This is a genomic window from Nostoc sp. DedQUE08 (assembly GCF_034530895.1).
GTDB lineage: Bacteria > Cyanobacteriota > Cyanobacteriia > Cyanobacteriales > Nostocaceae > Nostoc.
In genome coordinates this window covers 1-20,171 of the sequence record NZ_JAVRCD010000014.1, presented here as the reverse complement: position 1 = coordinate 20,171, position 20,171 = coordinate 1, and the positions used below count along the sequence as shown (strand labels likewise).

15 protein-coding genes are annotated in these 20,171 nt (G+C 42.8%); 8 read left to right on the top strand and 7 right to left on the bottom strand.

The genetic code is table 11. From position 1 onward, the window contains the following. Positions 1–24: 24 nt before the first annotated feature. Positions 25–1,614, bottom strand: coding sequence for a glycoside hydrolase family 57 protein (locus RMY64_RS11645; protein WP_322682738.1), 1,590 nt, complete (start codon positions 1,612–1,614; stop codon positions 25–27). A 483-nt stretch (positions 1,615–2,097) separates the two neighbouring features. On the opposite strand from RMY64_RS11645, the gene RMY64_RS11640 reads away from it, so the two are divergent. Beyond that, a complete protein-coding gene (locus RMY64_RS11640; RefSeq protein ID WP_322673120.1) occupies positions 2,098–2,397 on the top strand; it encodes a hypothetical protein in 300 nt (99 codons plus the stop codon). On the opposite strand, the gene RMY64_RS11635 is transcribed toward RMY64_RS11640, so the two are convergent. The 4 genes from RMY64_RS11635 to dnaJ form a co-directional block, all read right to left on the bottom strand. Then, complete coding sequence (locus RMY64_RS11635) at positions 2,392–3,477, bottom strand: IS4 family transposase (protein WP_322700132.1); 1,086 nt, start codon at positions 3,475–3,477, stop codon at positions 2,392–2,394. The two genes, RMY64_RS11640 and RMY64_RS11635, sit on opposite strands and share 6 nt — an antisense overlap. Before the next feature lie 494 nt (positions 3,478–3,971). After that, positions 3,972–5,093, bottom strand: coding sequence for a small ribosomal subunit biogenesis GTPase RsgA (gene rsgA, locus RMY64_RS11630; RefSeq protein ID WP_322673118.1), 1,122 nt, complete (start codon positions 5,091–5,093; stop codon positions 3,972–3,974). Further along, positions 5,090–5,347, bottom strand: coding sequence for a sulfurtransferase TusA family protein (locus RMY64_RS11625; RefSeq protein WP_322673117.1), 258 nt, complete (start codon positions 5,345–5,347; stop codon positions 5,090–5,092). The genes rsgA and RMY64_RS11625 overlap by 4 nt, the downstream gene beginning before the upstream one ends. Then, a complete protein-coding gene (gene dnaJ, locus RMY64_RS11620; protein WP_322673116.1) occupies positions 5,347–6,474 on the bottom strand; it encodes a molecular chaperone DnaJ in 1,128 nt (375 codons plus the stop codon). Before dnaJ ends, RMY64_RS11625 begins: the two co-directional genes overlap by 1 nt. Positions 6,475–6,642: 168 nt before the next feature. On the opposite strand from dnaJ, the gene RMY64_RS11615 reads away from it, so the two are divergent. Further along, positions 6,643–6,921: a hypothetical protein gene (locus RMY64_RS11615; RefSeq protein ID WP_322673115.1), complete on the top strand. Its 279-nt coding sequence runs from the start codon at positions 6,643–6,645 to the stop codon at positions 6,919–6,921. A gap of 269 nt (positions 6,922–7,190) precedes the next feature. Here the strand turns inward: RMY64_RS11615 and dnaK are convergent, their stop codons facing one another. Both dnaK and grpE read right to left on the bottom strand, forming a co-directional pair. Beyond that, positions 7,191–9,149, bottom strand: a complete 1,959-nt coding sequence (dnaK, locus tag RMY64_RS11610; RefSeq protein ID WP_322682733.1) for a molecular chaperone DnaK — start codon at positions 9,147–9,149, stop codon at positions 7,191–7,193. Between the two features lie 226 nt (positions 9,150–9,375). Then, the gene (gene grpE / locus RMY64_RS11605; protein ID WP_322673113.1) at positions 9,376–10,125 is read right to left on the bottom strand and encodes a nucleotide exchange factor GrpE; all 750 of its coding nucleotides are present in this window, start codon (positions 10,123–10,125) and stop codon (positions 9,376–9,378) included. Between the two features lie 369 nt (positions 10,126–10,494). Between grpE and RMY64_RS11600 the strand changes: the two genes are divergently transcribed. From RMY64_RS11600 to RMY64_RS11575, 6 genes are all read left to right on the top strand, one after another. Continuing rightward, positions 10,495–12,501: a GspE/PulE family protein gene (locus RMY64_RS11600; protein WP_322673112.1), complete on the top strand. Its 2,007-nt coding sequence runs from the start codon at positions 10,495–10,497 to the stop codon at positions 12,499–12,501. Between the two features lie 170 nt (positions 12,502–12,671). Continuing rightward, entirely contained in the window at positions 12,672–13,799 is a 1,128-nt protein-coding gene (locus RMY64_RS11595; protein WP_289797446.1) for a type IV pilus twitching motility protein PilT, read from the top strand. 134 nt (positions 13,800–13,933) lie between these two features. Then, a complete protein-coding gene (locus tag RMY64_RS11590) occupies positions 13,934–15,157 on the top strand; it encodes a type II secretion system F family protein (protein WP_322673111.1) in 1,224 nt (407 codons plus the stop codon). A gap of 128 nt (positions 15,158–15,285) precedes the next feature. After that, complete coding sequence (locus tag RMY64_RS11585) at positions 15,286–15,846, top strand: hypothetical protein (RefSeq protein WP_322673110.1); 561 nt, start codon at positions 15,286–15,288, stop codon at positions 15,844–15,846. Positions 15,847–16,312: 466 nt separating this feature from the next. Next, positions 16,313–17,422 carry a serine/threonine-protein kinase gene (locus RMY64_RS11580; protein WP_322673109.1) on the top strand — a complete coding sequence of 370 codons (1,110 nt, stop codon included), beginning with the start codon at positions 16,313–16,315 and terminating at the stop codon, positions 17,420–17,422. 524 nt (positions 17,423–17,946) lie between these two features. Beyond that, positions 17,947–19,974: a serine/threonine-protein kinase gene (locus RMY64_RS11575; RefSeq protein ID WP_322700131.1), complete on the top strand. Its 2,028-nt coding sequence runs from the start codon at positions 17,947–17,949 to the stop codon at positions 19,972–19,974. Positions 19,975–20,171 lie beyond the last annotated feature (197 nt).

Here is a 20,171-nt window from a genome sequence, read left to right as displayed (position 1 = left end):
TGCTGTTGATTACTTTGTGTGAGACTATAGCGGACGGTAGACGCGATAGTTGATTTCGGGGAAGATATTATCCATTAACTCGACTTTTTCCAACCAACCACTGTCAACTTTGCCGATTTTAACGTCTTCATAGAGCTTATTAAACCGCATCAGGTGCGATCGCGTCCGTCTGACTGCATAGGGTACCATTGTTCCCGTCCGCATAATAAATGCCCAGTCGGAAGATTGTGCTAATAACAATTCCCGCGCTGCTTGGTTCAATGCTTTCCACCCCAACTCATCTTCTGGTTCCAGTTGCGAGATTTCAATCATCCGTTCAGCAGCTTTGTGCAAATGCGGATAAACCCAAGCGTTCGTCTCATTCAACCAATACTCGTGGAAACCCTTGAAACCCCAACTAGACTGCGAAGGACGACAAACTTGCTGCGTCGGCTGCTCCCGCAAATAGTCTGCTAAATGGGTCATTTGATATGTTTTTTGGTCATACCATGACTTGCGGAATAGGTAATCGATGAACCAAGGGCCTTCATACCACCAATGTCCAAATAACTCTGCGTCATAAGGCGAAACGATAATTGGCGGTCGCTGCATTATACCATAGAGATGCTCAGATTGCCGCTCTCGATTATACATAAAATTAGCAGCGTGTTCTGCTGCCTTTTCCCTAGCCCAATAAGGATCGTAGAGCGCCTTATCTGAAAGACCTAAGCCCCGCCCCGTAATTTTGTGATACTTAATGCCCGTATTTTTTCGTTGACCATTGGGCATAATGTAGGGCTTGATATACTCATATTCTGCTTCCCAGCCCAAATCTTTGTAAAATTCCCGATATTCCGCCGCCCCAGGATAACCCACTTCAGAAGACCATACCTGTTGGGAAGATTCATGATCTCGACCAAAGACAGCAACACCAGTTTCTGTATAAATTGGGGCATAAGTGCCAAAGCGCGGCCGGGGACGGGCGTAAAGGATGCCATGCCCATCAGTGAGGAAGTAGCGTAACCCAGCATCGGCTAGCATCCGGTCTAAACCTTCATAGTAGGCGCATTCCGGCAACCAAATGCCTCTGGGTGCTTGTCCAAAGCTTTGTTCGTAATGTTCGCAGGCTACCTGAATTTGCGCCCACACTGCTTGTGGATACATTTTCATCAACGGTAAATAGCCGTGAGTAGCGCCGCAAGTGATGATTTCCAGGTTGTTACTGTCTTGGAACTTCTTAAAAGCTGTCACCAAGTCCCCGTCGTAGCGTTCCCATAGCTGACGCGCTTCACTAAATTCAGTTGCGTAATGTTCGGCTAAATAACGAAGATGTCCGTTGTTGACATTATGTTCTGCTTCTAGTGCTATAAGTTCTTCTAGTTGAGCTAAGTGTGCTTCGTAGCGTTCTTGAAGCAAAGGATCGCGAAGCATTGACACCAAAGGGGGTGTCATACTCATCGTGATTTTAAAGTCAATACCGTCTCGCTTTAAGCCTTCAAATACTTTCAATAAGGGGATGTATGTTTCTGTAATGGCTTCATAGAGCCATTCTTCCTCCAGCACGTAGTCACTTTCTGGGTGACGAACGAAGGGTAGATGTGCGTGGAGTACAAGCGCGACGTAGCCGATAGCCATAGTGATTTTGGGTGATACTTGTAAGTTGAAGGTTGAGAGGTTTGGCTGAAATTAACAATATTTTAAGACTTTATGGGAATCGTAAGAATAGTTTTCAATATGAGTTAAATACAGTGTTTGTAGGGGTACAGCCAATATTATTGTATTGTTGTGCCTCCACTGCGTGTTTTTGCTGTCACGTAAAAATTAAACTCAGGATTTGCCAAAATCTTATGATTTGAACATTACACAGATGGTAAGCGTTCACAGGGGCCTACCGAGATCGAGCGAAGAGTACAGTACATACTGTTTGCTAAAGGAGAAGTAAATATTCGCAATAAGCACCGCAAGTATTTCATGTTCAAATCAGGCTTGGCAGTTCCTTAACTAGTCATACAAAACTGATTTAGAGCAGTTATATAAAAAATTCTGCATAATAAATAGTTGTGCAAATACGTATAACTTAATGAGTCATCCGCTACTGTATAACAATGAGTTGTTATTATGTCCTTCCATAACACAATCTATCGCATAGTTGATGGTGTAACCATTCCTGGCGTATTTTTGCAAGCCTTTATCAAGAATGGAGAGCAATATTTTGTCACTGAAATTAAGGTCTACAAAGACGGCAGAATTGATTGCTGGGGGATGGTTGACTTTGATGGTTTCAAAGAAAAGGTGAGCAAAGGTTGGATTACAACTCATCTGTCTGAAGGAGCAAGAGTATCAATGATGGTGTCTGGTCTTAATTTCACCGCCTATCAAGTGAAGTCAAGAGCTGACGGGGTGACAAAGAGGCTATAGCGCTGATTGAATAAGGGTCATAGCACGTAAACCCCTCTGAAAATAGGGTAGTTTACCGGGCTTAAGACGCACAAGTGCGATCGCCAAATCTGACCAAAACTCCATAGCACCTACCCATAAACACCCATATAATCCAACCCAAAAAGCACTATGCCGGCGTGCATAACGCTTTAATTCTTGAAGCCGACCAACATATTGTTGTAGTCCCATTTTTCGGGAGTTGCGACCAGCTAAAACTGCAATTGTGTAAGCGATTGCAATCAATAAAATTAGTGCAATTAATCGTTGTCCAGTTGCATACGTTGATTCCAAATTATAACCACCAGTTTTACAATCTTTAAACATAGCTTCGATGCCAGTTCGCAACTTAAATGCTTTAATGGCATCTGCAAGACTCTCAAGATTTGTTAGTAAAAACCAGCCAGCAGGTTCAAGCTTACCCCGGTATTTACGCTTGTAATACCCAGCTAAATTAAAATGAGCAAAGCCTTTTTGTTTAGTGGCTTGAATACCCGTCAGGAAGAACGAGATACCAGGATTTAATCCCAAAGATTGTAACCGTTGATATGATTCATTTCCTTGGCGAATATACGTGCCTTGTTTTTGACGTAGCACAAAGTCAATTCCCTTACTGTGTAACCAATGAGCCAGTTTTATACTATGAAATTTTCTATCTCCCAGTACGAGAATTTGATATCCTTTGAATAACCGTAGCAATGGGCGGATTAATCTTTTCTGCTCACCCAAATTGCTACATCCTTTTTTTGGTAATAATATCCAGTAAACTGGTATTGCTCTTTTCTGTTCAATTAAGCTGATTACAAATACATTTTCACAGCGCCACTGTGTTCTATCAATGGCAAATATCAGTTTTTTATTCACTGATTTTGGGTTATTTTTGACCCATCGTTTTAGTACTGGAAACCAGAGGTATTGAATTGATAACTGGGGCAACAATAAAAACCTTTGAATACTGCGTCGCCGACTTTCAAATTTTATTGGTTGGGGAAATACAGATGAGAGCTTCTCAATCGTCACAGTTTTATGAAACTGCAAGAGCATTATCAAGATTTCGAGCATCTTGTACTGTCCAGGTGTCAGTAGATTCTGAAAGCAGCTTTGGTAGAATTTAGGTAACATTATCATTTGATGGGTCTTGTTGAGAATATCTGACCTATCTTTTTTTACCCCAAAACGGTCACACTCTTATATTTCGTCGGTTTTAGCCCCTTTGTCACCCCTTCAGAGTCAAGAGTTGAGGAGCAAGAGTTTGTTAAAGAAGTTGAAGACGAGATCCGACGACTCAATGGGCAGCTAACAACAGGAGAGATTTGCCGACAGAAATTAACACAATACAAGCATGAGCCAAATGAGACAAATAAGCAGTATTTGCGCCAAGCGTATGATGCTGTTCCTAAACACTGTCGTATATATTTAGGTGATATGGATGACAAAAATTGGGAATATCGCTCAATTTTAAACAAATGGAGCGACTAGGAGGAACCAACATCGATACAACATTTTGTTTATAGATAGAAATGTGTAGGCGCAGCCCGTCGTAGACATCGCACACTTTATTCCTCATCTCGATATAATTCCTGCAAGTCTTGTAACTGAGTCTTGCGGGAAATTCGCCGATATTTTTTACTTTCTAGCTTGGGTTCGTATTGACTCTGCCCTTTGCCTTTGCTTTTGCTTTTTAACTTCATGGTAGATTCTGGATCGGCTTGTTGGTGTAGCTGTGTTTGATGAGCGATCGCCGCGTCCAAAAATTCTAAATAATGTTCGTATCGTTCCCAGTCTCCCCGCACCACGCACTCAGGCTCGTCTCGATGCAGACAATCACTAAAACGACAGCTAGCAACTGCTAACCGCTTTCTGGCTTCTGGGAAATAATGAATTAATTCTTCTGGTACACAATCCATATCCGGCTGATTAAAACCGGGAGTGTCTGCCAGTAAACCACCACTAGGTAACTCAAATAATTCTATATGGCGAGTGGTATGACGACCACGAGCCAGTTTACCAGAAACTTCTCCGACTCGCAGCTTTGCAGAGTCAATCAGCGTATTAATCAGGCTGGATTTACCAACGCCGGAAGGCCCAGCGATTACGGTAATTTTATTGCTCAGGTATTTGGCTGCTTGGTCAGTATTAATACCATCTTTAACGCTGATAAATATTGGTTGATAGCCCCAACCGAGCAGGCGATCGCTAACTTGTTGTTGTTCTGGCGCTGAAATTAAATCACTTTTATTCAAGCATAAAAGCACATCTAAACCAGTAGACTCAGCCTTAATCAGAAAGCGACTCAGCTGATAAGGTTCCAAAGGTGGATCGGCAACGGCAAATACCAAAAGGATTTGGTTGACATTGGCGATCGCGGGACGATCTAATTCACTTTGACGGGGTAACACCTCAGCGATCGCTCCCCTTCCTCCAGCCCAATCTGGCTCTTCTACCACAACGCGATCGCCTACCATCACCTGTTGTCCAATTTTTTTCAGACGTGTTCTTCGGGTACAAAGCAAAAGAGGAGGCGAGGGCAAAGAGGCATTTAAATCCAGTTTCTCTTCTGCTCCCCTGCTCCTCTGCTCCCCTGCCTCTCGATCCATCTGTACTCGGTAAAAATTAGCCTGTACAGCTACCACCGTACCCAATAACTGTCCAGTTACGTCAAAATTTTCCCCTGTCATTGGCTAGCAGCTGGACGGCGCACTAACAGAGAAAAATAACTAGTGCAGTCTGTAATTTCTTCTACCTGATAGCCTGCCATTGTCAAACTATCAGGAACCTGCTCAATCGGCTCACCAGGGTCTAACCAGACTTCTAGCAAACCTCCCAATGGCATTTTCTCCAGACGTAGTTTTGTCCGCACGAAATTAATCGGGCAAGGGGTGCCGCGTAAATCAAGTTGAGCATCGGGAGTTAAAACAGAAGAGGGCATCATCACTTAAATAAATTTCCCAAGAATCCTTCTAGACCGCCTTTACCAGTGCGATCGCCCTTAATTTTAGCTAGCTTCTCCAGCAGTTCCCTCTCCTCTGGGGTGATTTTATTGGGAATATCAATTAATACATTCAGCATATGATCCCCACGACTTACGGGATTACCCAAGCGGGGTACGCCGCGATTTTCCAACTTCATCACTGTATTGGGCTGAGTTCCAGCTGGAATGATTAGTTCTACCGGCCCATCTACTGTATCTACCTCTAACCGACAACCTAAAATCGCTTGCAGGTAGCTAACTTTGATTTCCGAGAGAATATTAATCCCATCTCGTTGAAATTCCTCGTCCTCATTTACGAACAAGTAAACGTATAAATCCCCAGGAGGGCCACTACGTTGACCGGCATCTCCTTCACTAGAAATCCGCAAACGTGTGCCATTATCCACCCCCGCTGGAATGGTTATTTTGAGTTTCTTTGTGACTTGATTTGCGCCCTTACCATCACACGCGTCACACTTATCTTCAATTACCATCCCTGTTCCATTACAGGTGGGACAAGTCGATACCTGGGTGAAACTGCCAAAGGGTGTTCTAGTCACACGCCGTACTTGAGCCGAACCGCCACAAGTCGAACAAGTCCGAGGGCGGGTTCCAGGTTTAGCACCAGAACCGCTACAAACTTCACAATTTTCTAGATGGGAAATGCGAATTTCTTTTTCACCGCCAAATATCGCTTCCCGAAAGTCTAACTTCAGGTCTAGCCGCAGGTCATCACCCCTCGCAGGCCCACTGCGGCGTCTTTGTTGGGTGGGATTACCCATACCGCCAGCAAAGCCACTAAAAATGCTTTCAAAGATATCGGCAAAACCACCCATATCGCCGACATCTTGAAAGCCCGCGCCAGCACCAGATACACCCTCTGGACCAAAGCGATCGTAACGAGCGCGGGTTTCGGGTTCTGAGAGTACCTCATAAGCGCGGTTAATTTCTTTAAAGCGATCCTCCGCCCCCGGTTCTTTGTTCACATCTGGGTGATACTTCCGGGCTAAACGGCGATAGGCTTGTTTGATTTCTTCTTTGTCAGTGTCACGAGAGACACCCAGGATTTCATAATAGTCGCGGGCCATATAGCAAAGGTAAAAGTTAGAAGGAAGAAAGCAGAAGTCAGTAGAACGTCATTCACGGTCACTTGCTACCCTATGGATTAAGTGTTTTGCCTACAGATATGCAAGAGCAACACATTATCCTGTTAAAGGGCGGCTTGCCGGAAGGCAGGCAGAAGATAAAATTAATTTTTGTTAATAACTGATTTTACCCTTTACCTTTTACAAAAATCACCGACAAATCTTGAGCAACAGGTGCTTTCCTCGTGGGAGACGACAAAAGCTATAGAAGTTAGGAACAGGGGGAGCCTCTGCTCATACTTCTCACTGCCGAGTCGGCTGTCTCTTTTACAATTGTGCTACGTAGGAGAGGAAAACCCCGCCCATCAACCAGAGGGGCTAGCCGCACCATTAGGTGTGGAAAACCACCCTTATGCAATGGAAGTGGCTCTGAACTTGCACATTGCCTAGCCCAAAGTAATTTGCTTCTACAATCTAGCAAAGGACTGGGGTCTTGTGAAACTTCGCTAAATCTAAATATTTAGATATATTAAAATATCATAATAAAAATTTGCAACTTAGGAGATTGGGGACTGGGTACTGGGGACAAGGGGACAAATCAATTCAAAGTTCAAAATTCAAAATTCAAAATTCAAAATTCAAACATTTTTGAACTTCTGCCTCCTGCCTTCTGCCTTCTGCCTCCTCTTTCCCAATGCCCCATGCCCCATGCCCAATCCCTAATCTATCGCCTCATAATCAGCCTGAGCGGTACTTTCTTCGTCAAAATCAAAGTTGAATTGTGGTATTAGGGTGCCATTCATTGGTGAGTCTACTTCTGAGGGAAAGTGACCAGATGAACTCTCCTCAATCTGATCGGTTTGGCTGTTAGCTCGATTGTAAACATCAGCACCAATTGCAAACAAGGTTTGTTGAAAGTCGTCTAAGCGCTGCTTAAATTCCACTGTGGAAATGCTGGAGTCAATCATTGCCGCTTGGAGTTGTTCAACTTTTTCACTAGCCAAGGTTTTCATCTGGTCGCCGATAAAGTTGCTATTATCCTTGATCGTAGATTCATAACTGAACAACAAATTATCTGCTTGGTTTTTGAGTTCAACCAGTTCTTTACGTCTTCTATCTTCTTCGGAAAACAGTTCGGCCTCTTGGCGCATCCGTTCGACTTCGTTGCTACTCAAACCACCTGTATTGGTAATCCTAATACTCTGTTCTCTACCTGTACCTTTATCTTGAGCAGAAACCTTGAGGATGCCGTTGACATCGATTTCAAAGGATACTTCAATTTGCGGTACACCACGGGGCGATGGGGGAATTCCTGCTAGCAAAAACTTGCCGAGACTCTTGTTATCTCGTGACATCGCTCGTTCACCTTGGAGGATGTGAATTTCCACTGAGGTTTGCCCATCAACGGCGGTGGAAAAAACTTGTGACCGACTTGTAGGAATTGTAGTGTTGCGTTCAATGATTTTGGTGAACACTTCACCTAAAGTTTCAATTCCCAAGGACAGAGGGGTGACATCCAGTAGTAAGAGATTATCGACTTCGCCACCCAACACACCTGCTTGAATAGCTGCTCCCAATGCTACGGCTTCGTCAGGGTTGATGGAGCGATCGGGAGCTTTGCCGTTAAAAAACTTAATTAGCGCGTTTTGGACTGCCGGAATACGGGTAGAACCACCTACCAAAATAATCCGATCTATGGCTTCTGGTTTGAGATCCGCATCTTTAAGCGATTGGATCAGTGGTTCGATGGTCGCTTCAATTAATTTCGCGGCGAGTTCTTCAAATTTCGAGCGACTGAGTTCCATCTCCAGATGCTTTGGCCCAGTGTCATCCGCTGTGATAAAGGGCAAGTTGATGGAGGTATTCACCATGCTGGAGAGTTCAATTTTTGCCTTTTCCGCAGCTTCCCGCAGGCGTTGCAGTGCCATTTTGTCTTTGGAAAGGTCGATTTTCTCTTGTTCTTGGAAACGTTCCATCATCCAAAGGACGATCGCATTATCAAAGTCGTCTCCACCCAAGTGGTTGTTACCACAAGTCGCCTTTACTTCAAAAACGCCATCCCCAAGTTGCAGGATCGATACGTCAAAAGTACCGCCTCCCAAGTCAAATACTAAAATTAGCTGCTCTTGGTCTTGCTTTTCCAATCCGAAAGCTAAAGCCGCAGCTGTTGGTTCATTAATGATTCGCAGAACTTCTAGTCCAGCAATTGTGCCAGCATCTTTAGTTGCTTGTCTTTGGGCATCTGTGAAATATGCTGGTACGGTGATCACTGCTTGAGTGACTTCCTCACCCAAAAAGTTTTCTGCATCCTGCTTCAGCTTTTGCAAGATCATCGCGGATAATTCTTGGGGCGTATAGTTTTTTGAGCGAATTTGGACATCAACGGTCTCATCTCGACCTTTGATGCAGTTGTAGGGGACGCGATCGCGTTCTACTTCAGTATCTTCCCAACGCCGCCCGATAAATCGTTTAATACTGTAAATTGTGTTTTCAGCATTGGTTACGGCTTGGCGCTTTGCCAATTGACCAACCAAACGATCGCCACTCTTCCCAAATCCCACAATACTTGGAGTCGTTCGTCCACCTTCAGAATTGGAGATCACAAGTGGTTGACCACCCTCCAAAACTGCGACGCAACTGTTAGTAGTGCCTAAGTCGATCCCAATAACTTTTCCCATATTTACCAGTATTTTTACTGAATATTTCTGCTGTAATATGTCGCGGACTAACTTTTTTGCTAAGAACAAAGGCTAGCGGATAACATCTGTGGAACCCCTGTTGCTGCTAGCAAGAAAGAAGTTGAAACACAGAGAGTTATCCAAAGCCTTGTTTTTGTTTTGGTACGCGATGCTCGTCCTTGCTATAATCCAGGCACTTGAGGTCAGCGAGACGAGCGACTACAGCTTAACTGCTGGCTGAACTCGACTGATCTTCTGGTGCAAAAGGTGTATCTTCCTTGGGAGCAGCTACTTTGACCATTGCATGGCGTAGCACGCGATCGCCCAAGTAATATCCGCGCACTAACTCTTCTAACACTGTTCCTTCAGGATGTTCATCCGTAGGTTCCCGCATTACTGCTTCGTGCAGGTTAGGATCGAATTCTTGACCTTCGGGACGCATTGGCGATACACCCAAGCGCTTCAAGCTATCTACTAGTTGTTTGTAAACACCTTGGTAACTTTTGTGCATGGTCATTTCGCCCTCAGATTGCGGTTTGAGGTGCGATCGCGCCCGCTCAAAATTATCGACTATTGGTAGCAATTCCAAAATCGTATTCCGCTTCACCTGCAACTCTAGGTCTTCTTTTTCTTTGCTAGTGCGTTTCCGGTAATTCTCAAAATCAGCGGCGATCCGCATATATTGAGTACTACGCTCTTCCAGTTGCGTTTTGACGGACTCGATTTGTTGAGTCAGTTCTGCCAAAGCTGCTGTTTCCACTCCAGTTTTCTCAGTTGCAGCGACGCTATTTTCTGAATTGACGGTAGCAGTATCCCCCGATACATTTGTTTGGCCCGCCACTTGCTCTGTCACCTCGCTGCCAGATTCATTGAAATTAACTTGGGCTGGGAAGTCACTCTTCATTGCTTGCTTTACCTCTGTTGGTTCACCCAATTGCTGGCTTGTATTGTTTATCTGTTTATTTTCATCGATCATTGTCTATTCATTCCAGATCCTATTTATGGCAGTGTATCTCCACAGCTTGCAACCGTCGTCATCCACGACATGCCACTGAGGCTGATTTTATTGCCAACAATTTCCTGGAAGTGATGTAACCGTCCTCTTATTGTGACAAATGGTGAACACGTTAGCCCAGACGCTATTAAGGCGGGAACCCGAACGAGTAGTTTGCAATAGTAGCGCTGAATGCGACTTGCCCCTTATGTTATTTGAAAATATATTTAATTTTGAATTTTGAATTCAAAGCAAAGCGACGTGACTCAGGACTTTTTTGGGAAATGAGAATTCTATCTCACACTAAGGGAATACTTTAAGCAGAGGTTCCCCCTACTCATTCGCTCATCTATGACTTACTCGTCACCACAACGGCGCAGTACCGCTCTAACTACCAGAACAGAGTTTTCGCCCTTCGGCAATAAGCTAGTGCAATCTGGCTATGTCAATACCGAACAGATGAGGCAGGCATTAATTGAAAGCCGCAAATCTGGCAGACCCTTAACAGAAGTATTAGAGTCAATCACTGGGCAACAACTATCGCCTGAGTTGCTCAGGCAATACAAAAAACAGCAGCTATTTGAACTGAAAATATTATACGGAGTTGAATTCCTCGATCCAGAAGTCAATTCCGTTGGCAACACGATGATGGGGAACCTGATTGAAACCCTCATCCCAGTGGATATCTGCCGTCGCCATCGCTTAGTACCACTGTCAAAACACGAAGACCAAACCCCGCCCTCAGTTTTAGTGGCGATGGTTGCTCCAGATAATCTAGAGGCTTCTGATGACCTGAACCGCATCTTGCGCCCCCAAGGCTTGGCTTTACAGCGCATGGTGATTACCCAGGAAGATTACCAACAGCTAATCAACCAATATTTGGATGAAATGGCTGTTAAGCAGAAGCACCTGGAACGAGAAAACTCTACAGATATTAGTCAAGATTTAGAAAATCTCGGAAATCTTGATATTTCGGATGCTCCTGAAGAAATGGAGGCCGATCTAGGAGCAGCGATGAAGGGTGCAGAGGATGCCCCAGTTATCAACTTAGTTAATAGAATCCTAGCTAAAGCCTTACATGAGGGCGTTTCTGACATTCATATCGAACCGCAAGAAGAAAACCTACGCATCCGCTTTCGGAAAGATGGTGTACTGCGTGAAGCTTTCCCCTCAATGCCGAAAAAAATCATCCCGGCGGTGACAGCCCGATTTAAAATCATCTCCAATCTAGACATTGCTGAACGCCGTCTACCTCAAGATGGACGCATCCGACGGCTGTTTGAGGGACGTAAGGTGGACTTCCGGGTGAATACCTTACCCAGTCGCTACGGGGAAAAGGTGGTACTGCGGATTTTGGATAACTCCTCCACCCAACTGGGATTAGATAAGTTAATTACCGATCCAGAGACTTTGAATATTGTCAAGGATATGGTTAGCCGTCCGTTTGGGTTAATTTTGGTAACTGGGCCAACTGGTTCGGGAAAAACAACTTCGCTGTATTCTGCACTTTCAGAAAAGAACGATCCCGGTATTAATATCAGTACAGTAGAAGACCCAATTGAGTATAGCCTTCCAGGGATTACTCAAGTACAGGTGATTCGGGAAAAAGGGCTAGATTTTGCTACCGCTCTACGGGCTTTCTTGCGGCAAGATCCAGATGTGCTACTGGTGGGTGAAACGCGGGATAAGGAAACGGCAAAAACAGCGATTGAAGCTGCCTTGACAGGTCACTTAGTATTAACTACCTTACATACCAATGATGCCCCAGGAGCGATCGCTCGTTTGGGAGAAATGGGGATTGAGCCTTTCATGGTTTCTAGTTCCCTAATTGGCGTTTTAGCTCAACGTTTGGTGCGGCGTGTATGTTCTGAATGTCGTGTCCCCTACACTCCCACAACCGAGGAACTAGCTCGTTATGGTCTATCAGCTTCCTCTGATGTCGGAGTCACCTTCTATAAAGCTAACACCTTGACATTAGATGCGATCGCAGATGCCAAAGCCAAAAATCACCTTTGCCCAAAATGTAATGGTGTCGGCTACAAAGGGCGTTGTGGTGTTTATGAAGTCATGCGAGTCACCGAAAACCTGCAAACTCTGATCAACGAAGATGCACCCACCGAACGCATCAAGGAAGTGGCAATAGAAGAGGGCATGAAAACCTTGCTGGCTTACAGTTTGGACTTAGTGCGTGAAGGTTCCACCACTCTAGAAGAAGTAGAACGAGTGACGTTTACTGATACTGGCTTGGAAGCAGAGTTAAAAGCCAAACGTAAGACAGGTCTTACCTGCCGAAGTTGTGATGCCACATTGAAACAAGAATGGCTGGATTGTCCTTACTGTATGACAGCTCGGTTTTAAGAATAGTCATTAGTCATTAGTCATTGGTCATTGGTCATTAGTCATTAGTCATTGGTCATTGGTGAATGCTTAATAACTTTAAACAACTGACAAATAACAAAGGACAAAGGACAAATGACAACGGACAAAAGACAAATGACAAATAAAAAACATTAAAAGGAAGCAGAACTATGGAAATGATGATTGAAGATTTGATGGAGCAGTTGATTGAATTGGGTGGCTCGGATATGCACTTATCCGCAGGTTTGCCTCCTTACTTCCGCATCAGTGGCAAACTTACGCCCATAGGTGAGCATGTATTAACAGCAGATCAATGTCAAAGGCTAATTTTTAGTATGCTCAACAACACCCAGCGTAAAACCTTAGAGCAGAACTGGGAGTTGGATTGTTCTTATGGTGTAAAAGGTTTAGCTCGCTTTCGAGTCAATGTTTATAAAGAACGTGGTTCTTATGCTGCTTGCTTACGAGCATTAAGTTCTAAGATTCCTAACTTTGAAAAGTTAGGTTTGCCAGATATCGTGCGGGAAATGACAGATAAGCCCAGAGGACTAATTCTAGTGACAGGCCCTACAGGTTCAGGCAAGACAACAACCCTAGCGGCAATGATTGACTTGATTAACCGCACCAAGGCAGAGCATATTTTGACGGTAGAAGATCCAATTGAATTTGTCTACGAACCAATTAAAAGTTTGGTTCACCAACGGCAATTAGGTGAAGATACTAAAAGCTTTGCTAATGCTTTGAAAGCAGCTTTGCGGGAAGATCCAGACATTGTTCTGGTAGGGGAAATGCGCGATTTAGAAACAATTTCTTTGGCGATTTCCGCAGCAGAAACAGGACACTTGGTATTTGGTACACTACACACCAGTTCCGCTGCACAAACGGTTGACCGGATTATTGACGTTTTCCCCCATGAAAGACAAACCCAGGTGCGGGTGCAACTGTCTAACTCGTTAGTGGCGGTATTTAGCCAAACCTTAGTGTCCAAGAAAAGCCCTAAACCTGGTGAGTATGGTCGGGTAATGGCTCAAGAAATTCTGATTGTCACTCCTGCTATTTCCAACTTGATTCGAGAAGGCAAAACATCTCAAATTTACTCAGCAATTCAAACTGGCGGCAAATTGGGAATGCAAACTCTAGAGAAGGTTTTAGCCGATTTTTACAAAGCCGGAACGATTTCTTTTGAAGCGGCGATGTCTAAGACTTCTAAGCCAGATGAAATTCAACGTCTCATCGGTACTTCTGTACCACCGCAGGCAGCAGGTGCGAAACCTGGTGCGGCAGCCAAAGCACATTAAAGGAACTGGGGAGTAATAATTTTAGATTTTAGATTTTGGATTTTAGATTGAAATTTAATCCAAAATCCTCAATCCAAAATCAAAAATAAAATTATCTCATGCCCAATTAATAACAACTATTTTGAATTTATTTTATGCCAAACTTCGTTGCCCGTGTTCGGGATTCGCAAGGGAAATCTCGAACAGAAAAAATTGTTGCTGAATCCTTGGTACAAGCTCGTACTAATCTTAGAGATCAAGGTTTTGTAATCCAAGAACTCAAGCAATCTCAAGGATTTCAGCCAGATGTTGCCTTGAAAAATTTCCAGAATTCCTTAGTTAAGGTTTCTGTGAAAGACAAAGCCGTTTTTTCGCGTCAATTTGCCGTTTTGATGAATGCGGGAGTTGCGATCGTTAGAAGTTTGGGGGTACTTTCCGAACAGTGTAGTAATACTAAATTGAAACAAGCCCTTGTAGACATTAGCACCGATGTTCAAAGCGGAATGAATCTTTCAGAGGCAATGCGGAAGCATCCTGACTGTTTTGATGGATTATACGTGAGTATGATTCAAGCTGGCGAAGTTGGCGGTGTACTAGACGAAGTATTAAATCGTTTAGCCAAGTTGTTAGAAGATGTTGCCCGATTACAAAACCAAATTAAATCAGCACTGTCTTATCCAACGGTTGTGGGTTTTATCGCAGTTGCTATCTTTCTTGGTATGACTATTTTTCTTATTCCAATTTTCGCCACAATTTTTGTACAACTTGGAATCACATTACCACCTCTAACGCAATTCTTGATGGATGCGAGTAAATTTCTGAGAAGTCCGGGTGCTTTAGTTCTTCTTGCTGCTCTTATCGGACTTAAATTTGCCTTTACACAATACTCTAAAACTCCTGTTGGTCGCATCACAATCGATCGTTTTTCCTTGAAGATGCCATTGTTTGGTGATTTAATTCAAAAATCTTCAGTTGCCCGCTTTAGCCGGACTTTTGGTTCTTTGACTCGTTCAGGTGTACCAATTTTAACTTGCTTAGAAATTGTCCGAGACACATCAGGAAACCAAGTGATTGCTAATGCCATAGACGCTGCCCGGATGGAGATTCAACAAGGAGGCATGATTAGCATTGCTTTACAAAAAGATGCCGTTTTTCCGGCTATGGCAATTCAGATGATTAGTATCGGAGAAGAAACTGGAGAATTAGATGGAATGTTGATGAAAGTTGCCGATTTCTATGAAGATGAAGTCGAGCAAGCAGTAAAAGCAATGACCAGTATTTTGGAACCGGTGATGATTGTGGTTCTAGGGGGAATGGTGGGAACCATTTTGCTAGCGATGTATCTGCCTATGTTTGCAGTATTTGAAAAGCTGGGATAAAGGATTAATAGTTAAGAGTTAGAAGTTATGAGTTAGGAATTAAAATTTTTTATTCCTAACTTTTAGCTTATCACTAATTAATTTTATTCTTAACTCCTAACTCCTCACTCCTCATTATTTAATAAACTATGACTGTGCAAAAATCTCAGTACGAAGCGAGTTTGGCTGAGTACAGCAATCATCTAGCTGCGATCGCCTTACTAAAGCAATATCGGCCATACTTGGAGATGATTCCCAGTCTGCGCCGTCCTGATGAAAGTGTCATTACTATACCCTTGCCAATTGTTCGGCTTCGCAATCCTGCTACAACAGCCTTAAAAACGATTTGCTTACCCTGTGATGTCGCAATTTTGATGTGCGATCCAGAGTGGAAAATCAAAACTGGTGCAGAAATTTTAGTCTTTATTCATCGCGCTGACGAAGACTTTTCTGATTTGTTAGGACGTTGGCGACAAACCCAAGTTTATCTAGACAATGATTATGAGTGGTTGATGCCTCTGCGTCACAGTCATATTTTGAGTGAGGGAGCTAATACCGTATATCCTCTGTTTATCGTTTTTAGTGAGACTTTAGAACGCATCCAAAGAGGTCTTATGGGAGCTGAACTCCCATTTATTATGCAAACAGCAGATTTGCTGGTTGAGGAGAATCTCACAGATATTTTCTCTTCACAAACTCCACCAGCTTAGGGACTTACAGCAGAATTCAAAAGTAAATACGCTTTATACCTGGGTAACAGACGAATCGTTGTGTACCTAACGAGTTTGAAATCTGCTGTATATTCAAAAAAACATCCCATCCCTGCGGGACGCTTTGCGAACGTAAGAATGCAAGTCCTTACATTTATAGAAATGTACTAAGTGTAAAACTACATATTTTTATCCCCGGCTACGCCGTCCCCCTTTTGTTAAACTAGAGGGGTTTTATTATGTGTATCTTCATACAAAATTTTTATAAATACCCACGCAACAGACTTTCACCTTTACAAAACTACAAATTAGCTCGTCACACATCCGTGAAAGGACTAGTTCTACAAAAATTTATTTTTACTTTTTGAAGAGTAATGAGGATTTGACAAAGATTCAGTAATCTTACTGTTGCCAATAAAGAATTGTCATAGAATTAGAAACATTTAAAAGCAGATACTTTATACTAATGAATCGTTTTCCTCAAAAAACAACGAATTATCAAGAGAGCATTTCACAACCAACTCAGTTGAGTCAGATGTGTGGTTCCAAACGGCTATTTCGCGATCGCTATGAAATACTGCAAATTTTAGGTAGAGGTGGTTTTGGCGTAACATTTTTAGCCAAAAATGCCGTATTACCTGGAAAGCCACTGTGTGTTATTAAACAGCTTTGTCCAAAAGTGACTAGTCCCCAAAGTTGGCAAAGGGCATGTATGCGCTTTGAAAAAGAAGCAAGAATTTTGGGACAACTCGGTAGTCATTCGCAAATTCCCATGTTATTAGACTACTTTCAGGCAAATGGGGAGTTTTTTTTAATTCAAGAATATGTGCCAGGTTTGACTTTGGCGCGAGAAGTGCGGCAAACTGGGCCCAAAAGTGAATCCTCAGTTAAGCAGTTCTTACAGGAATTATTACCTGTCTTACAGTATCTTCATAAACATCATGTAATTCATCGGGATATTAAGCCTCAGAATTTATTGCGGTGTGAATATGATGGACGCATAGTGCTGATTGATTTTGGTGCGGTGAAAGAGAAATTAGTTGATGTTTGTGAAAACTCAATCAATCAAGCTGTCAATACCAACTTTATCGGTACTAGGGGATTTGCACCACCAGAACAGTTTTCTTTACGTCCAGTTTATGCCAGTGATATTTATGCACTGGGTGTAACTTGCATTTTTATGTTGACTGCTAAAAGTCCTTTAGAATTGGACTACGACCCAAAAACTGGTGAAATATCTTGGCAAAAACAGGTAAATATCAGCAACAGTTTCGCCCAGATTTTAGGAAAAATGGTGAAAATTACTTTAGAGGAGCGGTTTAAGACTGCCGATGAAGTGATGAAAGCTTTAAGTAGTGAAAGTTATTTGCCTACTTTGGCTAACTGTTTAACTACCCAAAAATTAAATAATAAAAGTATTACACAACACGAAATTACACAACACGAAATTACACAAAACAAAATTACACAGCATGAAATTATACAACACGAAAATTATGATGTATACATGCCACCTGTAGCTAGAACTGCTAATGCCATTCGGAAATGGAGAGCAAGATTCAAGGAAACAAGATAACATACAGCAGAATTCAGAATTCAGGAGTAAAACATGCTTTATACCTGGGTAACAGACTTAGCTTGTGTATCGCATCGACTTGAAATTTGCTGTAAGTTGCAGCCTTTTTAGCTGAAGTATCAAATGAATAATTAATTATGGGCAATTGAAAATAGCTAAAACAAATTTAGTAAGCATTTTAACTATATTTGATAGTCAGTAATGATTCATTAATCGGGGTTTATATTCAATACTTAGTCAGTTGTCGCTTGCCAAGATACAAGCAAAATTACTAGGTTTAAAAGTTCAAAAAAATATTTTTATTCAGATTATTATATAATCGATAGAATAATTAATCTTATGGCTCTCGTAGTTTTCCACAGATGAGGAAGACTGACTACTATTTACAAAAGCTAACTATATAAGTAATTCCCCAATCCCCAGAACAGGGTTTATCTACCACAAGTAAGCGAGAGTCAATTATCTTAAGGGAAAGTTCGGGACAAACTTAGCCTAAGTTGTCATGCAGTCGCGCCTGTCAGATCATGATCTGCTGCTTAAATCCCGATTGCTCAAATCCCCTGAATCCCAATGGAAAGAAGTTTTGCCAAAGTTGTAGCACCCCGCTGGTGTCACTTTTAAGAAATCGCTTTCGTGTGATCCGAGTCCTTTCAGATGAGGGGGGATTTGGCAGAACCTATCTATCAGAAGACGTAGATAAACTCAATGAACGCTGTGTTATCAAGCAATTAGCTCCAAAATTCCAAGGAACTTGGTCGCAAAAAAAGGCGATGGAGTTGTTCGCCGAAGAAGCGCAGCGACTACAAGACCTTGGGGAACATCCTCAAATTCCGACTTTGATAGCTTATTTTGAGCAAGACGGCTGCCTATATTTGGTGCAGCAGTTTATTAATGGAGATAATTTGTTAAAGGAGTTGCAACAGCGCAAGGCTTATAACGCTAGAGACATTCAATCTATTTTGTTAGATTTACTACCCATCCTAAAATTTATCCACGATCGCAAAATTATTCACCGAGACATCAAGCCAGAAAATATTATCCGCAATAAAAATGATGGGCGATTAAGTTTGATTGATTTTGGCTCCTCAAAGCAATTTACCGCCAAAGTTCAGCAGAAATCTGGCACATCCATTGGTTCGCATGGCTATTCTCCCCTAGAACAAATTAGAGATGGGAAAGCTTTCCCCGCCAGCGACTTGTTCGGTGTGGGGGCTACCTGCTTTCATCTGCTAACGGGAAATTCCCCATTTCAGTTGTGGATGGAATCTGGATACGCCTGGGTAAGTAATTGGCGGGAATATTTGCGGAGTCCGTTAAATCCTGAATTGGATTTTGTCATCGACAAGCTTTTGAAAAAAGATATCCAGGAACGTTACCAGTCAGCCGAAGAAGTCCTGAGAGATTTGACTCCAAAACAACTCCTCGCATTGCCACCTGCGGGTAAGTCATCTGGGAAATTACCACCAACTAAAGCACCAGCTTTACCAAAAAGCTATCCCTTACTGAGAATTTTAATCTTGGTAAGTGCTTTCATTCTGTTGTTTGGATTCAGCGAATCTTGGTATAAAAATTTTCGCCAGATTCAAACCAGTTTGGTCTCTAGGTTGATGCAACAAAATAGTCCTAGTAAAAATGATGCGATTTTGAGCCAGATTAGCTTGGGTAAAGTTTCCTTAGCTAACACCCTCCAAGGACACGAAAACTCAGTTTTATCTGTCGCCATCAGTCCTGATGGTAAAACCATAGCCAGCAGTGGCGACGATGGCACTATCAAACTTTGGAATCTCGCAACCGGAAAACTAATCGCTTCACTCAAAGGGCATTTTCAGCAGGTGAATGTCGTCGTAATTAGTCCAGATGGCAAACTTCTAGTTAGTGCTAGTGATGACAACACGATTAAAATCTGGAATTTGGCAACGCGAAAACAAATTCGCACTCTTATAGGGCATTCTGACTCAGTTCATGCCCTAGCCATCAGTGCTGATAGCGAGACTTTAGTTAGTGCTAGTGATGACAACACGATTAAAATCTGGGATTTGGCAACAGGAGAGCAAATTCGGGCACTAGCAGGGCATACATTTTGGGTGCGGTCAGTGGCTATTAGTCCTAATGGTGTGATTCTGGCCAGTGGCAGTTTTGACAAGACGATCAAAATCTGGAATCTAGCAAAGGGATACCCAATCCGCACACTAGAAGGAAATTCTCAAACAGTGACAACTGTGGCTATTAGCCCAAATGGTAAAACTTTAGCCAGTGCTAGCCGCGATCGCACCATTAAACTTTGGAATTTAGCTACGGGAAGAGAACTTCGCACCTTAGCCGGACATAGCAATACTGTCACATCCGTAGCCTTCAGTCCCGATGGTAAAATTGTTGCTAGTGCTAGCCGCGATCGCACTATCAAACTGTGGAATACAGCTACAGGAGAAGAAATTCTCACATTAGCAGGGCACACCAACACCGTTACATTTGTTACCTTCACTCCCGATGGCAAAACCCTTGTTAGCGGTAGTGAAGATAACACTATTAAGATTTGGCGGTTGTCTCAGTGAGTGAGAATTAGGGATTGGGGATTGGGGATGAAGGAGAGTTATATCAATTCAAAATTCAAAATTCAAAATTAAGAAAGCCAGACAGAACAAAGGTATGTCCGTATGTATCTGTCGCATTCTTTTTTCAAATTGGTATTAGAATCTCGTTCATCCACCTTTGAACTGGATGAATCCACATCAAAGACTCGTTCATCCAC

Excerpts from the sequence above, each read along its gene's own strand:
- RMY64_RS11645 (WP_322682738.1), bottom strand. The coding sequence starts at position 1,614 with ATGGCTATCGGCTACGTCGCGCTTGTACTCCACGCACATCTACCCTTC.
- RMY64_RS11640 (WP_322673120.1), top strand. The coding sequence starts at position 2,098 with ATGTCCTTCCATAACACAATCTATCGCATAGTTGATGGTGTAACCATT.
- RMY64_RS11635 (WP_322700132.1), bottom strand. The coding sequence starts at position 3,477 with ATGCTCGAAATCTTGATAATGCTCTTGCAGTTTCATAAAACTGTGACG.
- rsgA (WP_322673118.1), bottom strand. The coding sequence starts at position 5,093 with ATGACAGGGGAAAATTTTGACGTAACTGGACAGTTATTGGGTACGGTG.
- RMY64_RS11625 (WP_322673117.1), bottom strand. The coding sequence starts at position 5,347 with ATGATGCCCTCTTCTGTTTTAACTCCCGATGCTCAACTTGATTTACGC.
- dnaJ (WP_322673116.1), bottom strand. The coding sequence starts at position 6,474 with ATGGCCCGCGACTATTATGAAATCCTGGGTGTCTCTCGTGACACTGAC.
- dnaK (WP_322682733.1), bottom strand. The coding sequence starts at position 9,149 with ATGGGAAAAGTTATTGGGATCGACTTAGGCACTACTAACAGTTGCGTC.
- grpE (WP_322673113.1), bottom strand. The coding sequence starts at position 10,125 with ATGATCGATGAAAATAAACAGATAAACAATACAAGCCAGCAATTGGGT.
- RMY64_RS11600 (WP_322673112.1), top strand. The coding sequence starts at position 10,495 with ATGACTTACTCGTCACCACAACGGCGCAGTACCGCTCTAACTACCAGA.
- RMY64_RS11595 (WP_289797446.1), top strand. The coding sequence starts at position 12,672 with ATGGAAATGATGATTGAAGATTTGATGGAGCAGTTGATTGAATTGGGT.
- RMY64_RS11590 (WP_322673111.1), top strand. The coding sequence starts at position 13,934 with ATGCCAAACTTCGTTGCCCGTGTTCGGGATTCGCAAGGGAAATCTCGA.
- RMY64_RS11585 (WP_322673110.1), top strand. The coding sequence starts at position 15,286 with ATGACTGTGCAAAAATCTCAGTACGAAGCGAGTTTGGCTGAGTACAGC.
- RMY64_RS11580 (WP_322673109.1), top strand. The coding sequence starts at position 16,313 with ATGAATCGTTTTCCTCAAAAAACAACGAATTATCAAGAGAGCATTTCA.
- RMY64_RS11575 (WP_322700131.1), top strand. The coding sequence starts at position 17,947 with ATGATCTGCTGCTTAAATCCCGATTGCTCAAATCCCCTGAATCCCAAT.